The sequence below is a fragment of the Nocardia sp. genome, from assembly GCF_025465275.1.
GTDB lineage: Bacteria > Actinomycetota > Actinomycetes > Mycobacteriales > Mycobacteriaceae > Nocardia.
The window spans coordinates 16,699-32,929 of record NZ_JAODNK010000098.1; the positions used below are offsets into that span (position 1 = coordinate 16,699).

Below are 16,231 nucleotides of genomic sequence, written 5' to 3' on the forward strand. Positions count from 1 at the left end.
GAAATGGATTTTCACCGGGCGGCGCGGGCTGATATTGTAGCCACGCGAGAACCAAGGGGCGTAGCTCAATTGGCAGAGCAGCCGTCTCCAAAGCGGCAGGTTGCAGGTTCGATTCCTGTCGCCCCTGCAAGTAGCTTCGGGCCGGTCACCCATTACGGGTGACCGGCCCGAATGCTTTCCGGGGCAGGCGGATTCAGCCGACGCCGAGGTAGGCGGATTTCACCGCCGGGTCGTGCAGCAGCTCGCGGCCGTTGCCGGTTTTGGTGACTTCGCCGGTTTCCAGAATGTAGGCGCGGTCGCTGCGGGTCAGGGCCTGCTGGGCGTTCTGCTCGACCAGCAGGACCGTGGTGCCCTGGGCATTGATATCGGCGATGATGCGGAAGATCTGCTGGATGATCATGGGGGCCAGCCCCATCGACGGTTCATCGAGCAGCAGCAGCTTCGGTCGCGCCATCAGCGAGCGGGCGATGGCGACCATCTGCTGCTCACCGCCCGACAGCGTGCCGCCCACCTGCTTCTGGCGCTCCTTGACCCGCGGGAAGAGCGAGAAGACCCACTCCAGCGTCTGGTTGTAATCGGATTTGTTCTTGAAAGGCCGTGAGTAGCAACCCATATCGAGGTTTTCCTGGACCGTCATACCCGGGAAGACACCGCGGCCCTCGGGCGCCTGGATCAGGCCCAGGCCGACGCGGTCGTGCGCCTTCACCCGGGTGATATCGCGGCCCTCGAACAGGACACGGCCACGGCCCAGCGGGAGCAACCCGGACAGCGCGCGCATGGTGGTGGTCTTGCCCGCGCCGTTCGCACCCAGCAGGGTGACCAGTTCACCCGGCGCCACCGACAGCGAGATGCCGTGCAGGGCTTGGATTCTGCCGTAACTCACCACCATGTCGTCGACCTGGAGCAGCGCATTCGGATCGGCGGGCGGCAGCGGCGCTTTCGCGTTCGGCGCTTTCGCGGGGTTCGGCGATGTCACAGGGCTTCACCCATCTCTTCGTCGGGCACGCCCAGGTAGGCGGCGATCACCTTGGGATCCTCGCGGATCTCGGCCGGCAACCCATCGGCGATCTTGCGGCCGAATTCGAGCACCACCACCCGATCGGTGACGCCCATGACCAGGCGCATGTCGTGTTCGATCAGCAGCACCGTGAAGCCGTCGTCGCGGATCTTGCGAATGAGATCCATGAGGGCGGATTTCTCGCGCGGATTGAACCCCGCCGCGGGCTCGTCGAGACACAGCAGCTTCGGTTCGGTGGCGAGGGCGCGCGCGATCTCCAGGCGGCGCTGATCACCGTAGGAGAGATTGCGCGCCTTCTCCACGGCATGCGGGGCGATGCCGACGAATTCCAGTAGCGCCATACCTCTTTCGACCGCGTCGCGTTCCTCACGACGATGCCGCGCCGACCGGAATACCGCACCCGGCACGGAGGTCTTGTGCCGCGCGTCGGTGCCCACGACCACGTTCTCCAGGGCAGTCATCTCGGAGAAGAGCCGAATGTTCTGGAAGGTGCGGGCGATACCCAGGCGGGTGATCTCATTGCGTTTGGTCTTGGTGAGCGGTTTGCCGTCGAAGTACACCGTGCCGCCGGACGGACGGTACACGCCGGTAATGGCATTGAAGCAGGTGGTCTTGCCCGCACCGTTCGGCCCGATGAGCCCGAGGATCTCGCCGCGGCGAATATCGAAGGTGACATTCTCCAGCGCGGTGAGACCGCCGAATTTCACGGTGAGCCCCTCGGTGCGCAGCAGCGGCTCCCCCACCTGGGTCTGGATCTCCCGGTGCGGCGCAACAACTTCCGCGACCGCCTCGGGATCCTTGTAGACCGGAAGCACAGCGGTCACGTCCAGCATGCCCGCGGACGGTTCGTAGCCCGGCTCCCCGGTGTATCCGGCCGACATGTCCTCACGGTCGAACATCGCGTCGCCCGGACCCGGCCCGGTCATCGGTTCGCTCCTGACGTAGCTTCGGCGGCCTCGCCGGGACGCCGCACCGCACGCGTGATCTGCCTGCCGTAGGCGAGCAGCTTCTGCCGCACCGGGAACAGCCCCTGCGGCCGGAAAATCATCACGACTACCAGCGTGACACCGTAGAAGAGGTACTTGTAGTCACCGAGCGACTGCCCGCCGATATTCACCGACATGAACCGGTTCGGCAGATAGACGATCAGGAACGCGCCGACGATCACGCCCAGCTTGTTGCCCTGGCCGCCGATCACCACCGCGCACAGGAACAGCATCGAGTTGATGATGTTGAAGCCGGTCGGATTGATGAACTGCACCTGCCCGGCGTACAGCGCGCCCGACATACCGCCGATGCCCGCGCCGATCATGAACGCCCACAGCTTGAACTTGAAGGTGGGCACGCCCATCATCTCGGCGGCGTCCTCGTCCTCGCGGATGGCCACCCACGAGCGGCCTACGCGGCTGCGCTCCAGATTGCCGACGAAGAGCAGGATGAGGACCACGAACAGCATGCCAAGCCAGAACCACCAGGCGCCGGAGTTGGCCCGGTCCAGCAGATTCCAGCTGTGCGGTTGCCCCAGATTGCCGGAGGAGAAGTAACCCTCCGGATGGCTGTCGGAGACCCCGACACGGGGATACGCGATCCGTGAGAGGCCGAGGCTGCCATTGGTGATATCGCCCAGATTGTCGGCGAGCAGTCGCACGATCTCACCGAAGCCGAGGGTCACGATGGCGAGGTAGTCACCACGCAGCCGCAGCGTCGGTGTGCCCAGAATCAGGCCGGATACCGCGGTGACCGCAATGGCCAGCGGCACACACACGATCCAGGCCCAACCGGGCTTCAACCAGCCGTCGGTTTGATTCCACGGACTGTTGGGACTGGTGAGCAGGCCGACGGTGTACGCGCCGACCGCATAGAAGCCGACATAACCGAGATCGAGCAGACCCGCTTGGCCGACAACAACATTCAGGCCGACGGCAATGAGTGCCGTCATGGCGAACTGCGCCATCACCCCGGAGAAACTGGTGCCCGGCGTATCGATCAGCGGCAGCTTGAACAGCGGCAACAAGGCGAGCAGGGCGATCGCGGGCACGCCCACACCCCACTGCGCGGGGCGCGAGAGCCCGTTCCACCAATTGCGGATCGCGTCGCCGACACCTTTTCCGGCGGCGGGCTTTTCGTTCGGTAGTACTGCGTGTGTCATACCCGCGCCCTCCCCAGGCTCTCACCGAGAATGCCGGTCGGACGGAACATGAGCACGGCCACCAGCACCACGAACGCGACCACGTCGCGCCACTGGGTGCCGAACAGAATCTGACCGTAATTCTCCGCCAGGCCGAGCAGCAGGCCGCCCAGCAGCGCACCGCGCAGATTGCCGATGCCACCGAGCACCGCGGCGCTGAAGGCCTTGATGCCCAGGATGAATCCGCCGGAGTAGATGATCCCGTTCGGGATCTTCAGCGTGTACAGCAGTGCGGCGGCGCCGGCCAGCAGCCCGCCGAGCAGGAAGGTCAGCATGATGATCCGCTCCCGCGAGACGCCCATCAGGGTCGCGGTGTCCGGATCCTGTGCCACGGCGCGAATACCGCGGCCGAATTTGGTTCTGTTGATGAGGATTTCGGTAGTGGCGGCCAGGATCACCGCGGCCACGATGATCACCAGGGTCACATTGGTGACCGACGCACCGAAGAGCTTGAACTGCTCGGTGGGCTGCACCAGCATGATCGGCTGCTGCGCATTGGTGCCGCCGATGTTCTTGTTGGTGAGCTTCGGCAGCACATAGTGCACGGTCTCCTGCAGCACGAACGACATACCGATCGCGGTGATCAGGAAGATGAGTGGCTTGGCGCCGCGTTTACGCAGCGGGCGATAGGCGACGCGTTCCAGGCCGACCGCTGTCAGCCCGGACACCAGCATGCCGATCACCATGGCCACCAGCAGATATACGACGGTGAGAACTACGCCTTCGGAATACACGTTTCCGCTGGGGCTGAATCCGACCACCATGAGGCCGACATATTGACCGAACATGCCCACCATGAATATTTCCGAATGGGCGAAATTGATCAGCCGGAGCACACCGTAGACGAGGGTGTATCCGACTGCGACCAAGGCGTAGATCGAACCGTATGCCAAACCGTCCACGGTAAGTCGCCAGAACTGGTCGACCACACCCGAAACGTTGAATTCGATGGACCCGTTGGCAAGCAGAGCCGCATCGGCCAATAGGGATGAAGACATTCAATACTCTCGCCGTAGAGGAAGCGGCGTGTGCCGGGATCGCCGGCACACGCCGCTCCAGAATCGGGGGGTGGCTACTTGACCTGGTACATCCAGATCAGCGCATTCGACAATTCGCCCTGCGCATTCCACTTGTATTCGCGGGCCAGACCCTGGCCGTCGTAGTTCTTCACATAGTCGACCAGGTCGGGGCGGGTCACCTTACCTGCGGCGATGCCCTTCAGGACGATGGTGGTGAGGTCGTAGCCCTCGGTCGAGTAGGTGCCGGCGTCATAACCGCTGGACGCCTTGTAATCGGTGGCGAACTTGTCCGGAGCCGGACCACACGGGCACGACAGCAGCGCGTCCTTCGACGAGTTGCCTGCCTGCTTCACGAACTCGACGTCCTTGGTGCCGTCATCGGAGATGAACGTGGAAGTCACACCACCCGAACGCAACTGCTGCACGAACGGGGACGCTTCGGCGTAGTAACCCGCGTAGAAGATGCCGTCCGGCTTGGCGGAAGCCATCTTGGAGACGACTGCCGAGAAGTCCTTGTCACCGGCCTTGACCTGGGCGGCGCAGCTGGAATCCGCGATCGGGCCGAGGCCTTCGGTCAGCGTCTTGGCAAGACCCGTGCCGTAATCGGAGTCGTCCTGCACGACGCAGATCTTCTTGTACTTGCCGGTGCCCGCCAGGTACTTGGCGACCGACGGACCCTGCACGCCGTCATTACCGAGGCCGCGGAAGAAGGTCTTCCAGCCATTGGTGGTGAGGCTGACATTGGTGGCCGACGGCGTCAGCGACAGCAGCCCGGCATCGCTGATGATCTGGCCGGTCGCCTTGGTCTCGCCCGAGAAGGTCGGGCCGATCATCGCCGCGATGGACGGATCGCTGATGATCGTCGGAATGACCTGGGTGGCCTTCTGCGGATCACCCTCGGTGTCGAACTTCTTGACCGACACCTGGCAGTTCGGATTTGCCTTGTTGTGCTGGTCGAGCGCCAGTTGGACGCCGCGCACGATATTGAGGCCGAGGTTCGCGTTCGGGCCGGTCAGTGGGCCCGACATCGCGATCGTCTGCGGCGCGCACTTGTCATTGCCGTCGCTCGCCGGATTCGCCGCCGCGGAGTTGTCGGAAGCCGGCACTTCCTTACCGTTGGCGTCGATCTGGACCAGGGGCTGGATGGTCAGATTGCTGGCACCGCTTGCACCTGTACTGGAATTGTCGGTGGACTTGCTACTACAGCCGGCAGCGCTGAGCGCGAGTACTGCTGCAGCTCCGACGACCACCACCCGGGCCGTGCGGCTGTGCCGCAGGGCCGACGTGCGCGTCATTGAACCAAGCACGATTCACCTCTATGTTCTCTACTCCCCGGCTCGCCGAGGAGGGCCGCCCCATCGATCGGCCCGGACAGAACATATCCCCGCTACGTTAGGTCCGCATCACAAACGCATCATCCATGTGACATCGCAACAAACGAATGAGCCCCTCGTGTTGCCGGAATGTAAATCGCTTCAGCGCATTCACGGCAACAGAGGGGCAAAGTTCGAGCAAAACAGTCTTACTTGGGTGCCAAATTCTCCAGCACTACCTCGGCGACCGCCTTCATCGTGGTGCGACGGTCCATTGCCGTGCGCTGAATCCACTTGAACGCCTGCGGTTCCGAGAGGCCCTGGGTCTGCATGAGCACACCCTTGGCACGCTCCACGAGCTTCCGTGTTTCGAGCCGATCGGCGAGATTGGCGACTTCGCCTTCGAGCGCGGTGATCTCATGGAATCGGCTGACCGCCAATTCGATGGCGGGCACCAGATCCGATTTCGTGAACGGCTTCACCAGGTACGCCATCGCACCCGCGTCCCGAGCCCGCTCGACCAGGTCACGCTGGCTGAACGCGGTCAGAATCACCACCGGCGCAAGACGTTTCGACGCGATCTCACCAGCGGCGTCGATACCGTCACGCCGTGGCATCTTCACATCCATGATCACCAGATCAGGACGCAACTCCTCTGCGAGGTCCACGGCCACCTGGCCGTCTCCCGCCTCCCCCACCACCTGATAGCCCTCTTCCGAGAGCATCTCCACCAGGTCCATCCGGATGAGCGCCTCGTCCTCGGCAACCACCACCCGCTTGGGGGCCGATGCCGCGGCATCTTTCTTCGAACCGCCCCCTGCTGTCGTTCCCATAGATGAACCCCTGTCGCTCCGATACCAACACCCGACGGCACACCGGTCCGAAGCCACCCTCAACGGATCGGCACGTACCCGAGTTAACCAAAGAGTACCGTCCAACGCCCGCTACAACCCACGTACCCAGCGCAAACCGACCAGTATCACAACGATGTTCTTCTCACCCCCGCCCCGCCGAGCCCCGGTTAGGCCACCGAGCCCCCAACCCGCTATGCTCTTCCAGCGGTGCGCCGAGTTGGCGGAATAGGCAGACGCGACGGTCTCAAAAACCGTTGTCCGAAAGGACGTGTGGGTTCGATTCCCACACTCGGCACCGAGTGGCGGGCTTGATCGGTGATCATGCCCGCCTTTCTGATTCATCCGGCCCGCAGTTGGCCCGCAGCAGCTCCCGCTCCGGCTTCCGTTCCGGCGGCCACAGGGTCTAGATCGTCTGGGAACAGATGCCCGTACAGGTCGAGGGTCAGCGTCGCCGTCTTGTGCCCAACATCCGTTGCACCACTTCGATATTCGCTCCGGCACTGATCGCGAACGATGCCGCGGTAATGCCGACACCCTTGTGGTACAACATCTTTCAATTCGGAAGCCCTGGCCGCCTCATTGAAGACTCAACGGGACTCGGGCGAGGTCAGGTAGCTGCCCATGCGATTTGCAAACACCAGGGCGTCGAGATCGCGGCCGTCCAGGAGCACGCCGAGGACGGCCTGCCATTCGCACTCGCCGGGTACGTCGAGCAGGCGATGGAGCGCGCTTTCAGGGATCGACCTTCGCTACGTCCTGCGATGTCAGAATTGCGATCTCGGCGGGAGAGGCATCGGGAAACATCTGACGGATCGCGATCAGGCTCAGCATTCGGTCGCGAGTCTGGCCGACGGGCAGCATCGATGCGGCCTCTTTGGCGGCCTTCGTTCGCTTGGCGGTCTCGACGGCCTTGTCCAGCCGCGCGAGGTTGTCGTGCACCACCGTGTCGAGGTCTCCGGCGCGCTTGTAGAACATCGCCGATATCGCCGTGGGGAGTGCACCGCAGATTGTCGTGAAGATCGCGACATCTCGACTGCCGAAGAGAGCGATGGCGGCGGCAGCCAGGAGCACGCAGATACCGAGGAGACCGGAGACCAGGTATGTCCAAAAATAGATCCCGCTTTGACTTTTAGCACTCTCGATGTGGTCGAAGTACTGGCGCACTTGCAAGTTATCGACATTCGACGGCGTGCGGCGATCCGGATTGTGCGCCCGAGTGGGAGGGGCCGCTTTGATCTGACCCGGGACGGAACCGGGGGTTTTGGTTCGCGACGGTAGAAATCGGCGGCCACTGGACGGCGGCGGTGCATAGGCAGTGGGCGGCGGTGATGCGTAGACCGGGGGCCCCGGCAGTGTCCGGACAGGAGTTTCAGGCTGTTGGGGCGCAGGCGACCGGTGGTCATGGGGGCTGAGCCATTGCGGGATTGGCAGTTGTCCGGATCCCGCAGCGAGATCAGGGTCCGGCGTGGGCCTGCGAGCCCGCAGCGAACGACCGTCGAACTCCTCGGCCTCGACAATCACCTGCGCCAACTCCCCGGCGTGCTTCAGCGCCGACTGCTGACGAGTTGCTCTGGACAGAGTCACCCCGATAACACCGGCCGCGGCCGAAATGACGGCCGCGCTGAACACAGTCGCAGAGACGACCGTCTCGAAGCTCATGAGGCATGATGCACCGCAGCCGGTGAATCGTCAATCGCGGGGCCCGAAAGTGGCTGTAAGCGCAGTCAATTGGCGCCGCATGCAGAGCGGTGGCCGTGCCCGAGTCCGGCTCAGCAGGATTCGGGCAGTGTGAATTGCCCTGCGGTGCAGGATCATCCAGTCATGCAGAAGTCGGTTGCCGTCTCAGGAATAGTCCGCGAGCGAGGGCGGGGTGTCGGTTATTCCGCAGCTGCGCAGATCCGAGGCGGTGAAGGTGTCGTCGGCTCGGGGGCCCAGGAGGATGCGTAGTAGGTCCTCGAGGAGGTCTAGGTGGGCCTCCTTGGAGAGGTTCAGGAGTTTGTCGATTCGGGTCGAGGCCAGGACGACACGCTTGCCCGGGTCGCCTGCGGCTTCCAATGAGCGCAGCAGCAGGCCCGCTTCGGGATGGCCGGGGGTGCGGAGGGCCAGGCAGGACAGGACCGTGCTCTTGAAGTGCATGAACAGCACTGTGCCGCGCGGGATTTCGACCATGTTCTTCATGTTCAGCTCGAGGCCGAACAACTCCTCCAGGGCACCCAGGAGGCGTTCGCGGTGGATGCGGAGGGCGGCGTTGTAGGCGGAATTCTCCTGGTGGTAACCGCCGATCGGGTCGGACCAATTCGCTTGCGCGAGAACGTAGGTCTCGGCAAAATCTCGCAGGCTGTATGTGCGCGGGGTGGCGGCGGTAGCGGAGCTCACGTACCGGAGGGTAGCCAGCCGATGGGCCCCGCCGCACGCCAATGGCGCGACTGTCGATCGAACCGGGCGAACCGGAACGATTATGCGAGGTCGTTGTCCTGCAGGAAGCGGAACCAGCCCGCGGGGTCGGTCAGATCGGCGGCACTGACGAATTCGCCGTAGCGCGGGCCGATCATGCACTCGTCGAAGAAGGTCAGCAGATCCGGCGCGATGATGCGGGTGGTGTCCACTTCGCCGGGTCGCGAGAACTGATGGTCGGCGAACATGACCTCGCCGGTGATGAGACTGACCAGGAACTTGTCGTCGGCGACCGATCCGACCGCGAGCCAATGCTCGTCATCGCGATGCGCCCAGCCGTGCGGGTCCATGATCTCGCCCTTGTCGAAGGCCTGGAACAGGCTGATACGTCCCGACTTCGGATGTGCCGTGATCCGGTACAGCTCCACCATGGCGCGGGGCAGGGTCAGCTCGTCGAGCCCTGCCCGCGCTTCGACCGGCAGATGCCCGGAGGCGAAGTAGTACTCCATCGTCCGGCGATAGCCCGCCAGCTGTTCCGCATTGTCCAGTTCGACGCCGGGCGGGAATTCGGCCCGGAGGTAGCGGCCACGCGACAGCACGGACCGCAGCCGATCCACCTTCTCGGAAACCTCTACGAGGAGCGCACTCACCGGCACGACACTACGGACCAGCCGGCGGGCGGCGCAGCGTAGGGCACTCGCGGGGGCGGGGTTCACGACATGCGGGAATGGCCGTCGAACCGGATAAGCAGGATAATTCGTATAACCGCACAGGCCGAGTACACGGCCGCGGCGATGTGGAGGTCCCGCATGCGGGTCAACAGGGTGACGGCAGATCTATCCGAGTATCCGGATCTGGTCGTCATACTGCTCGGGATGCGGGTGCACAGACCGCGCGGAATCCTCCGGCTGATCGGCGTGGGCCCGAAGTTGTATCGCTCACATAAGGACCGCCCCGACGGGTTGCTCTCGCACGAGGACGTGGTGTGGTCGCTGTTCCCGCCGCACTGGGGCGCCCGGCAGTACTGGCGGGATCTGGAGAGCCTCGAACGCTGGACCCGCTCCGAACCGCACCGGATCTGGTGGCAGGAGTTCCTGAAGAACTCCGGCGGCACCGGCTTCTGGCACGAGGCGTATTTCGCCCGCGGCGGGATCGATTCGGTCTACGACGATATGGCTCCGGTGGCCGGACTGACCCGATTCGCACCGACGGTGCCTGCGCGCGGGCGGTTGTTCTCCACGCGCCAGCGGGTGCGCGGGGCAGCACCGGAGGTGGCCTCGGTGGTTGCGGAGAGCTCGTATTACGAACAGCAGGCGACCGACATTCAGCGACCGGATGAATTTCCCGGTCGAACCGTGTGACAAACCCTTCCAGGCATTTTCGTAACCGAATCGTGAGCATAGGTTGGGCGAATGCATGTGCTCTTCGTGTGCAGCGGAAACGTTTGCAGGTCTGTCATTGCCGAGCGCCTCACGCTGGCGGTGGCCGCCGAACACGGGCTACAGGAGCTATCCGCCGAAAGCGCGGGCGTGCGGGCACTGGTCGGCTTCCCGGCGGAACCGCTTGCCGCGCAAACGATTGCCGGACTCGGCGGCGACGCCAGTGATTTCAAGGCCCGCCGGCTGAAACCGGAGATGGTGCATCGCGCCGATCTGGTACTCACCATGACCGAGAAGATTCGCGATCAGGTGCGGGAGCAGACGCCCGAGGCCCTCGCGCGCACCTTCACGCTGCTGGAGGCGTACCGGATCGCGAAGGTCAGCGGTGCGCGCACGGTGGTCGGACTGCATGCCGCACGCGACGATCTCGCCTATGTGGGGCGCGAGAACATCTCGGACCCGGTCGGTCTCAAGGCTCAGCAGTTCTGTGAGGTCGGCGATCGCATTGCCGAGGCCCTGGTGCCGCTGCTGCTGGCCCTGCACGCGCATCAGCATCCGGAAGCCACCATCCAGCCCCGCGCCGGCGCCACGACCACCGGTGCGACGCGCCCGGCGCTACTCGTACTGCCCGGCGGACGCGTCGATACGGGCGAATTGCCCAAGCGGTCAGTCGAACCCATCCGCCACGCGGCGGAATCTGCCGGGTAGGAGCACATTCCGCGATCTCGGTACCCCTTTACCTATTCCACTTCTGCGTAACCAGGATTACGCTGGACCCAGCGTGTCAATACACCTGTCTGCCCGCTAAGTCCGGTAAGGGATTACACTTCCGCGCGGAACACCACCGCCGGTGGTTCGACACAGGAACAGGACTCAGACATGCCGAAGCGAATTTCGGATGTTTCGCTCCATGTTTACGTGACACCGCAGACCCTCCACCGCGTCACCGAAACGGTGTGCCGCGTCGTGGATGAGTACGTGGACGATCGCGACATCTTCGCCTGGCGCTTCACCCTTCCGGTGGAGTGCGACGATCCCACCCATACGGTCCTCGAAACCCAGTGGCGCCTGGACAATCCCGACGCCGACCCGGGTGAGCGCCGCACCTACGAGATAGCACTGAGCCTGGTCGGTGATTCGCGCCAGCTCACCAAGGCCGGTATCGCACGGCTGGAACAGCGGCTCGTCCTCGGCCTGTCCGCCGACGAGCCGATCCCCTACATCGTGCACGCACTGCAGCGCGAGAACTTCGAGCTGGAAGAGAACCGCGAACTCATCTGAGTCGCGCGGACCTGCAAGACAAGTCAGGCCGCACCCAGGTGGGTACGGCCTGATTTTCGCGTGCTGGGCTCAGCTATCCCCGCGGCGGGAAGTGGCGAATCACGCCCTCCTGCACCGTGGTCGCGAGCAGTTCCCCGCCGCGCGCGTAGAAGTGCCCGCGGGCCAGGCCGCGCGACCCGGCGGCAACCGGCGACTCGGTGGCGTACAGCGCCCACTCGTCGAACCGGAACGGCCGATGGAACCAGATGGAGTGATTGACCGTGGCCGCGATGATGCGGTCCAGACCCCAGGACAGCCCGTGCGTGGTGATGATCGAATCGAGCACCGTGGTGTCCGACGAATACGCCAGCGCCGCAACGTGGATCAGCGGATCGTCCGGCAGCCGCCCGTCGGCGCGCATCCACACCCGATTGTGATTGAGCTTCTCCCCCGTGCCCTTGAGGATCCAGGCCGGATCGTTCGTGTACCGCATATCGATGGGATGCGGGGCCTTCACGAACATTTCGAGCTTATCCTCCAGCCCGGCGAAGGACTCCTCCACGCGCGGAAGGGTTTCCGGGTCCGCGACATCGGGCAGCGGGGTGCCGTGTTCGAGACCTTTGCCCGAGTCCTGGAAAGCCGCCAGCATGACGAACAATTCCTGCTCGTCCTGGACGGCCGTCACCGTGCGATTGGCGAACGAGCGCCCGTCGCGATGCCGATCGACGTGGTATTCGATCGGCTTCTTGGGGTCGCCGCCGCGCACGAAGTGCGCATTGACGGCGTGTACCGGGCGACCGGGTCCCACCGTGCGCCCGGCGGCGATGATCGCCTGCGAAACCAGCTGACCGCCGAACGTCCGGCTCCACACCTTCGAGGGGTGCTGACCGATGAAGATGTCCGGCCCGTGCTCCTCGAGATCGAGCAGTTCGAGCAGTACTTGCAGATCAGCCGACGGGCCCGATTGTTCCGAGCCCGAAACAGCTTCGCCTAGCGATGCACTCACCTAGTGGTCCTCCTCGCCGATCCGGTGGACGTGAATCATATTGGTGGAACCCACGGTACCCGGCGGGGACCCGGCCACGATGACGACAAGATCGCCCTTCTTGTACCGGCCGATCGACAGCAGGGCGGTATCGACCTGGTGAATCATCTCGTCGGTGGTACCCACCGGCGGCACGATGAAGGTTTCGGTGCCCCAGGTCAGGGCCAGCTGATTGCGGATCACCGGATTCGGTGTGAAGGCCAGCAGCGGCAGCGGGGTGTGCAGGCGGGCCAGGCGGCGCACGGTATCGCCGGACTGTGTAAAGGCCACCAGCGCTTTGGCATTGAGCCGCTCGCCGATATCGCGGGCCGCGTAGGAGATGACGCCCCGCTTGGTGCGCGGCACGTGAGTCAGCGGCGGCACCCGGGTGGAGGATTCGGACTCCACCGCGTGCACGATGCGGGCCATGGTGCGCACGGTCTCGATCGGGTAGTCACCGACGGAGGTCTCGCCCGAGAGCATGACCGCGTCCGCGCCGTCGAGCACCGCATTGGCGACGTCGGAGGCCTCGGCGCGGGTGGGCCGCGAGTTGGTGATCATGGACTCCAGCATCTGGGTCGCCACGATCACCGGCTTGGCGTTCTCCCGGGCCATCTGGATGGCCCGCTTCTGCACCAGCGGCACCTGCTCGAGCGGCAGCTCCACACCGAGGTCACCACGCGCCACCATGATGGCGTCGAAGGCCAGCACGATGGCCTCCAAATTGTCGATGGCCTCAGGCTTTTCGAGCTTGCCGATGATCGGCACCCGGCGGCCGACCCGATCCATGATCTCGTGCACCAGCTCCACGTCGGACGGGGAGCGCACGAAGGACAGCGCGATGAAGTCGACGCCGAGGTTCAGCGCGAATTCGAGGTCCTCGATGTCCTTTTCGGACAGCGCCGGCACCGAGACGTCCATGCCGGGCAGTGAGACGCCCTTGTTGTTGGAGACGGGGCCGCCCTCGGTGACCCGGCAGACCACATCGTGGCCGTCGACGCGTTCGACCGTCAGGCCGATCTTGCCGTCGTCGACGAGCAGGCGGTCGCCGGCCTTGGCGTCCTCGGCGAGTTGCTTGTAGGTGGTGGAGACACGGTCGTGGGTTCCTACGATGTCTTCGACGGTGATACGTATTTCTTCACCGGTCGCCCAGACGGTCTTGTTCTCGATGAATCGGCCCAGTCGAATCTTCGGTCCCTGCAGATCGGCGAGAATGCCGACCGTGCGGCCGAGTAGATCGCTTGCTTGGCGTACCTTTTTGTAATTCTCGGCATGGTCGGAGTGTTCGCCATGGCTGAAATTCAGCCGCGCCACATCCATACCACTCTCGACGAGTTCACGAATTCGGTCCTCCGACGACACCGCCGGGCCCATTGTGCACACAATCTTCGTTCGTCGCATCACATCATCAACCCTAGACCTGCGCTCATCGTCCCGCTGACCGGGCACGCGAAGTTTGCCGAACGTTCCAGCTAACTGCCGGTCAGCGCGCTACATGGCGGGCGAGCCGGGTCTCCAAGCGGGTTTGGCCGAAGCCCAGGAACAGGCATATTACCCAGTAGTAGAGCGCCGCAACGCCGTAGAGCGCGAAGAAGTCGAAGGTCGGCGCGGCGGCCAGTTGCGCCGTGCGCAACAACTCGGTGACCAGAATCGTGGACGCCAGCGAGGTGTCCTTCACCAACGAGATCAGGGTGTTCGACAGCGGCGGCACGGCAATGCGCGAGGCCTGCGGAAGGATGATCAAACGCAACGCCTGCGAATAGGTCATACCAACCGCATAGGACGCCTCCCACTGCCCGTGCGCCACCGAAAGAATGGCGGCGCGAATGATCTCCGCGGCATACCCGCCCACATTGAGGCTGAAGGCGATGACCGCCGCCGGGAACGGGTCGATGAGGATATGGAACTGCGGCAGCGCGTAGAAGATGATGAACAGCTGGACAAGCAGCGGCGTACCCCGAATGACCGAAATGTAGAAGCGGGCCGCCGCGGACAGCAGCCGCATCTTCGACATCCGGGCCAGCGCCACGAACAGCGCCAGCACCAGACCGATCACGAAACTGACGGCGGTCAGCGGCAGCGTCTGCTTGAGGGTGGCCTCCAGCATCGGCCACAGGTTCTGCCGGATCAGCGCCCAGGTGGCAGGATCCATGGTCGGTTCGCCCTCGAATCTCCCAGTGGCCCTTACTTGCTGACGTCGGTGCCGAAGTACTTCTCGGAGATCTTGGTGAGGGTGCCGTCCGAGCGCAGCTGATCCAGCGCGGTATTGATCTGGTCGATCAACTGCTGCGAATCCTTGCGCGCGGCAAAGGCCTGCTGACTGGTCTCACCGGTCTTGCCGGCCACGTGCACGCCGGTGTCGCCGGTCTTCTTGCTGTACTCGCCGACGGCCAGGGTGTCATTGACGGTGGCATCGACGCGGCCGTTCTTGAGCAGCTGGATGGCCTGCACGAAGCCCTCCACACCCTCGACCTTGCAGCCGGCGCCGGAGGCGACCTTGCTCCAATTGCTGGTGGAGGACTGGGCGCAGGTCTTGCCGTTCAGATCGGCCAGCGCGTGAATGCCCGCATTGTCGGTCTTGGTGACGATGACGCCCTCGGAGGTGGTGTACGGCTGCGAGAGCGAATACTTCTGTGCGCGATCGGGATTGACGGTCACCTGATTGGCGACGAGATCGAAGCGCTTGGACTCCAGGCCCGCGAAGATGGCGTCCCACGGCGTCTGCACGAATTCGACCTTGCGGCCCATCTTGTCGCCGACGGCCTTGATCACCTCGACGTCGTAGCCGGTGAGGTTGCCACCGTCCTGATAGCTGAACGGCGAGTAGGTGCCCTCGGTGCCGACCTTCAATACATTGGGGTCGTTGCTGCCGCTGCTACAGGCGGTGAGCCCCGCGGTGGCGGCAACAATGGCGAGCACGGCGGCGAACAGCTTACGGCGCACGGGCGGACTACCTCTCCTCGAGCGTGGCGCAACCACGCGGCAGACAACCGACAAAGGGTACGCCAGAAACCGGCTGTGTCTAATTGCCCCTCCGCTTCGCTCCGGGGCGGGTTCGCGGCCCCGAGTCCCGGTTCTTCCCTCCTCCGCTCCTCCGCTTCGCTCCCCCGCTCCAAGCGCGGGGAGGCGGAGCGCAGTCCAGAACCGGGACGGCCGCGAACCAACAGAGGGGGCAACCGAGAAGTCAGTCCTTGAGGGGACGGCCCTGCAGGTCCGGCACCTTGCCGGTGAGGATCATGATGCCGTCGATGAGGGCCCAGATTCCGCAGCCGCCACACGTGAGCAGTTGCAGCACACCGATTGTGGTGTAGCCGAGGTAGAAGCGGCCGATACCGAAACCACCGCACAGCAGCTGCAGCAGGCCCGCGGTCAGCTTGCTCTTGTCGGAGAACGGCACGCCGTAGATGTCACGGCCGTACGGGGCCTCCGCGTCCGCGCCGTAGGGCATCGGCTGACCGTAGGGACCGGGCTGGCCGTACGCGGGCTGCTGACCGTACGGCGGCTGGCCGTAGCCGGGCTGCTGGGGCTGACCGTATCCCGGCTGCTGACCGTAACCGGGCTGCTGACCATAGCCGGGCTGTGACTGGTCATACCCCGGCTGCTGCGGCTGGCCGTACTGCTGGGGCGGTTGCTGCCCGTACTGCGGGCCGGTGCCGGGCGCGCCGTACTGCGGGCCGCCCTGCTCCGGTTGCTTGTTGAATGGGTCCGTCACTCGAGTCCTCCTGAATCGCGGGCCGCACGGCCCCCATGTGCTGAACCCGCCGTGCGAATCTCGATACGCG

Annotated in this window: 17 protein-coding genes and 2 tRNA genes; 5 read left to right on the plus strand and 14 right to left on the minus strand. The window is 64.4% G+C overall.

Going from position 1 to position 16,231, the window contains the following annotated elements; all coding sequences use genetic code 11:
* Positions 1-54 precede the first annotated feature (54 nt).
* Positions 55-127: transfer RNA gene (locus JWN03_RS23385), tRNA-Trp, on the plus strand.
* Between the two features lie 66 nt (positions 128-193).
* Here the strand turns inward: JWN03_RS23385 and JWN03_RS23390 are convergent.
* From JWN03_RS23390 to JWN03_RS23415, 6 genes are all read right to left on the minus strand, one after another.
* A complete protein-coding gene (locus JWN03_RS23390) occupies positions 194-889 on the minus strand; it encodes an ABC transporter ATP-binding protein (protein WP_297618959.1) in 696 nt (231 codons plus the stop codon).
* 83 nt (positions 890-972) lie between these two features.
* Positions 973-1,944, minus strand: a complete 972-nt coding sequence (locus JWN03_RS23395; protein WP_297618860.1) for an ABC transporter ATP-binding protein — start codon at positions 1,942-1,944, stop codon at positions 973-975.
* Positions 1,941-3,167, minus strand: a complete 1,227-nt coding sequence (locus tag JWN03_RS23400) for a branched-chain amino acid ABC transporter permease (protein ID WP_297618862.1) — start codon at positions 3,165-3,167, stop codon at positions 1,941-1,943. Before JWN03_RS23400 ends, JWN03_RS23395 begins: the two co-directional genes overlap by 4 nt.
* The gene (locus tag JWN03_RS23405) at positions 3,164-4,204 is read right to left on the minus strand and encodes a branched-chain amino acid ABC transporter permease (RefSeq protein WP_297618865.1); all 1,041 of its coding nucleotides are present in this window, start codon (positions 4,202-4,204) and stop codon (positions 3,164-3,166) included. The genes JWN03_RS23400 and JWN03_RS23405 overlap by 4 nt, the downstream gene beginning before the upstream one ends.
* A 74-nt stretch (positions 4,205-4,278) precedes the next feature.
* Positions 4,279-5,520 (minus strand): branched-chain amino acid ABC transporter substrate-binding protein, encoded by a 1,242-nt coding sequence (locus JWN03_RS23410; protein WP_297618868.1) that lies wholly within the window; start codon positions 5,518-5,520, stop codon positions 4,279-4,281.
* A 227-nt stretch (positions 5,521-5,747) separates the two neighbouring features.
* The gene (locus JWN03_RS23415) at positions 5,748-6,371 is read right to left on the minus strand and encodes an ANTAR domain-containing response regulator (RefSeq protein ID WP_297618871.1); all 624 of its coding nucleotides are present in this window, start codon (positions 6,369-6,371) and stop codon (positions 5,748-5,750) included.
* A gap of 232 nt (positions 6,372-6,603) precedes the next feature.
* Between JWN03_RS23415 and JWN03_RS23420 the strand changes: the two genes are divergently transcribed.
* Positions 6,604-6,687, plus strand: a tRNA-Leu gene (locus JWN03_RS23420).
* 437 nt (positions 6,688-7,124) lie between these two features.
* Here the strand turns inward: JWN03_RS23420 and JWN03_RS23425 are convergent.
* The 3 genes from JWN03_RS23425 to JWN03_RS23435 form a co-directional block, all read right to left on the minus strand.
* Positions 7,125-8,051 carry a TRADD-N-associated membrane domain-containing protein gene (locus tag JWN03_RS23425; RefSeq protein ID WP_297618873.1) on the minus strand — a complete coding sequence of 309 codons (927 nt, stop codon included), beginning with the start codon at positions 8,049-8,051 and terminating at the stop codon, positions 7,125-7,127.
* Positions 8,052-8,234: 183 nt separating this feature from the next.
* Positions 8,235-8,768, minus strand: a complete 534-nt coding sequence (locus JWN03_RS23430; protein ID WP_297618875.1) for a hypothetical protein — start codon at positions 8,766-8,768, stop codon at positions 8,235-8,237.
* Positions 8,769-8,848: 80 nt separating this feature from the next.
* The gene (locus tag JWN03_RS23435; protein WP_297618878.1) at positions 8,849-9,436 is read right to left on the minus strand and encodes a hypothetical protein; all 588 of its coding nucleotides are present in this window, start codon (positions 9,434-9,436) and stop codon (positions 8,849-8,851) included.
* A gap of 159 nt (positions 9,437-9,595) precedes the next feature.
* Between JWN03_RS23435 and JWN03_RS23440 the strand changes: the two genes are divergently transcribed.
* The 3 genes from JWN03_RS23440 (at position 9,596) to JWN03_RS23450 (ending at position 11,446) form a co-directional block, all read left to right on the plus strand.
* Positions 9,596-10,147, plus strand: coding sequence for a monooxygenase family protein (locus JWN03_RS23440; RefSeq protein ID WP_297618880.1), 552 nt, complete (start codon positions 9,596-9,598; stop codon positions 10,145-10,147).
* Positions 10,148-10,198: 51 nt separating this feature from the next.
* The gene (locus JWN03_RS23445; protein ID WP_297618883.1) at positions 10,199-10,873 is read left to right on the plus strand and encodes an arsenate reductase/protein-tyrosine-phosphatase family protein; all 675 of its coding nucleotides are present in this window, start codon (positions 10,199-10,201) and stop codon (positions 10,871-10,873) included.
* Positions 10,874-11,044: 171 nt separating this feature from the next.
* Positions 11,045-11,446, plus strand: coding sequence for a hypothetical protein (locus JWN03_RS23450; RefSeq protein WP_297618885.1), 402 nt, complete (start codon positions 11,045-11,047; stop codon positions 11,444-11,446).
* Between the two features lie 73 nt (positions 11,447-11,519).
* On the opposite strand, the gene JWN03_RS23455 is transcribed toward JWN03_RS23450, so the two are convergent.
* From JWN03_RS23455 to JWN03_RS23475, 5 genes are all read right to left on the minus strand, one after another.
* Positions 11,520-12,431: an acyl-CoA thioesterase gene (locus JWN03_RS23455; RefSeq protein ID WP_297618887.1), complete on the minus strand. Its 912-nt coding sequence runs from the start codon at positions 12,429-12,431 to the stop codon at positions 11,520-11,522.
* Positions 12,432-13,853, minus strand: coding sequence for a pyruvate kinase (gene pyk / locus JWN03_RS23460; protein WP_297618889.1), 1,422 nt, complete (start codon positions 13,851-13,853; stop codon positions 12,432-12,434). It lies immediately after the preceding gene.
* A gap of 79 nt (positions 13,854-13,932) precedes the next feature.
* Positions 13,933-14,601: an amino acid ABC transporter permease gene (locus tag JWN03_RS23465; RefSeq protein WP_297618891.1), complete on the minus strand. Its 669-nt coding sequence runs from the start codon at positions 14,599-14,601 to the stop codon at positions 13,933-13,935.
* A 32-nt stretch (positions 14,602-14,633) separates the two neighbouring features.
* Positions 14,634-15,392, minus strand: a complete 759-nt coding sequence (locus JWN03_RS23470) for an amino acid ABC transporter substrate-binding protein (protein WP_297618892.1) — start codon at positions 15,390-15,392, stop codon at positions 14,634-14,636.
* A 241-nt stretch (positions 15,393-15,633) separates the two neighbouring features.
* Entirely contained in the window at positions 15,634-16,161 is a 528-nt protein-coding gene (locus tag JWN03_RS23475) for a TM2 domain-containing protein (RefSeq protein ID WP_297618895.1), read from the minus strand.
* Positions 16,162-16,231 lie beyond the last annotated feature (70 nt).

Excerpts from the sequence above, each read along its gene's own strand:
- JWN03_RS23405 (WP_297618865.1), bottom strand. The coding sequence starts at position 4,204 with ATGTCTTCATCCCTATTGGCCGATGCGGCTCTGCTTGCCAACGGGTCC.
- JWN03_RS23395 (WP_297618860.1), bottom strand. The coding sequence starts at position 1,944 with ATGACCGGGCCGGGTCCGGGCGACGCGATGTTCGACCGTGAGGACATG.
- JWN03_RS23425 (WP_297618873.1), bottom strand. The coding sequence starts at position 8,051 with ATGAGCTTCGAGACGGTCGTCTCTGCGACTGTGTTCAGCGCGGCCGTC.
- JWN03_RS23450 (WP_297618885.1), top strand. The coding sequence starts at position 11,045 with ATGCCGAAGCGAATTTCGGATGTTTCGCTCCATGTTTACGTGACACCG.
- JWN03_RS23390 (WP_297618959.1), bottom strand. The coding sequence starts at position 889 with ATGGTGGTGAGTTACGGCAGAATCCAAGCCCTGCACGGCATCTCGCTG.
- JWN03_RS23440 (WP_297618880.1), top strand. The coding sequence starts at position 9,596 with ATGCGGGTCAACAGGGTGACGGCAGATCTATCCGAGTATCCGGATCTG.
- JWN03_RS23465 (WP_297618891.1), bottom strand. The coding sequence starts at position 14,601 with ATGGATCCTGCCACCTGGGCGCTGATCCGGCAGAACCTGTGGCCGATG.
- JWN03_RS23415 (WP_297618871.1), bottom strand. The coding sequence starts at position 6,371 with ATGGGAACGACAGCAGGGGGCGGTTCGAAGAAAGATGCCGCGGCATCG.
- JWN03_RS23445 (WP_297618883.1), top strand. The coding sequence starts at position 10,199 with ATGCATGTGCTCTTCGTGTGCAGCGGAAACGTTTGCAGGTCTGTCATT.
- JWN03_RS23400 (WP_297618862.1), bottom strand. The coding sequence starts at position 3,167 with ATGACACACGCAGTACTACCGAACGAAAAGCCCGCCGCCGGAAAAGGT.
- JWN03_RS23410 (WP_297618868.1), bottom strand. The coding sequence starts at position 5,520 with ATGACGCGCACGTCGGCCCTGCGGCACAGCCGCACGGCCCGGGTGGTG.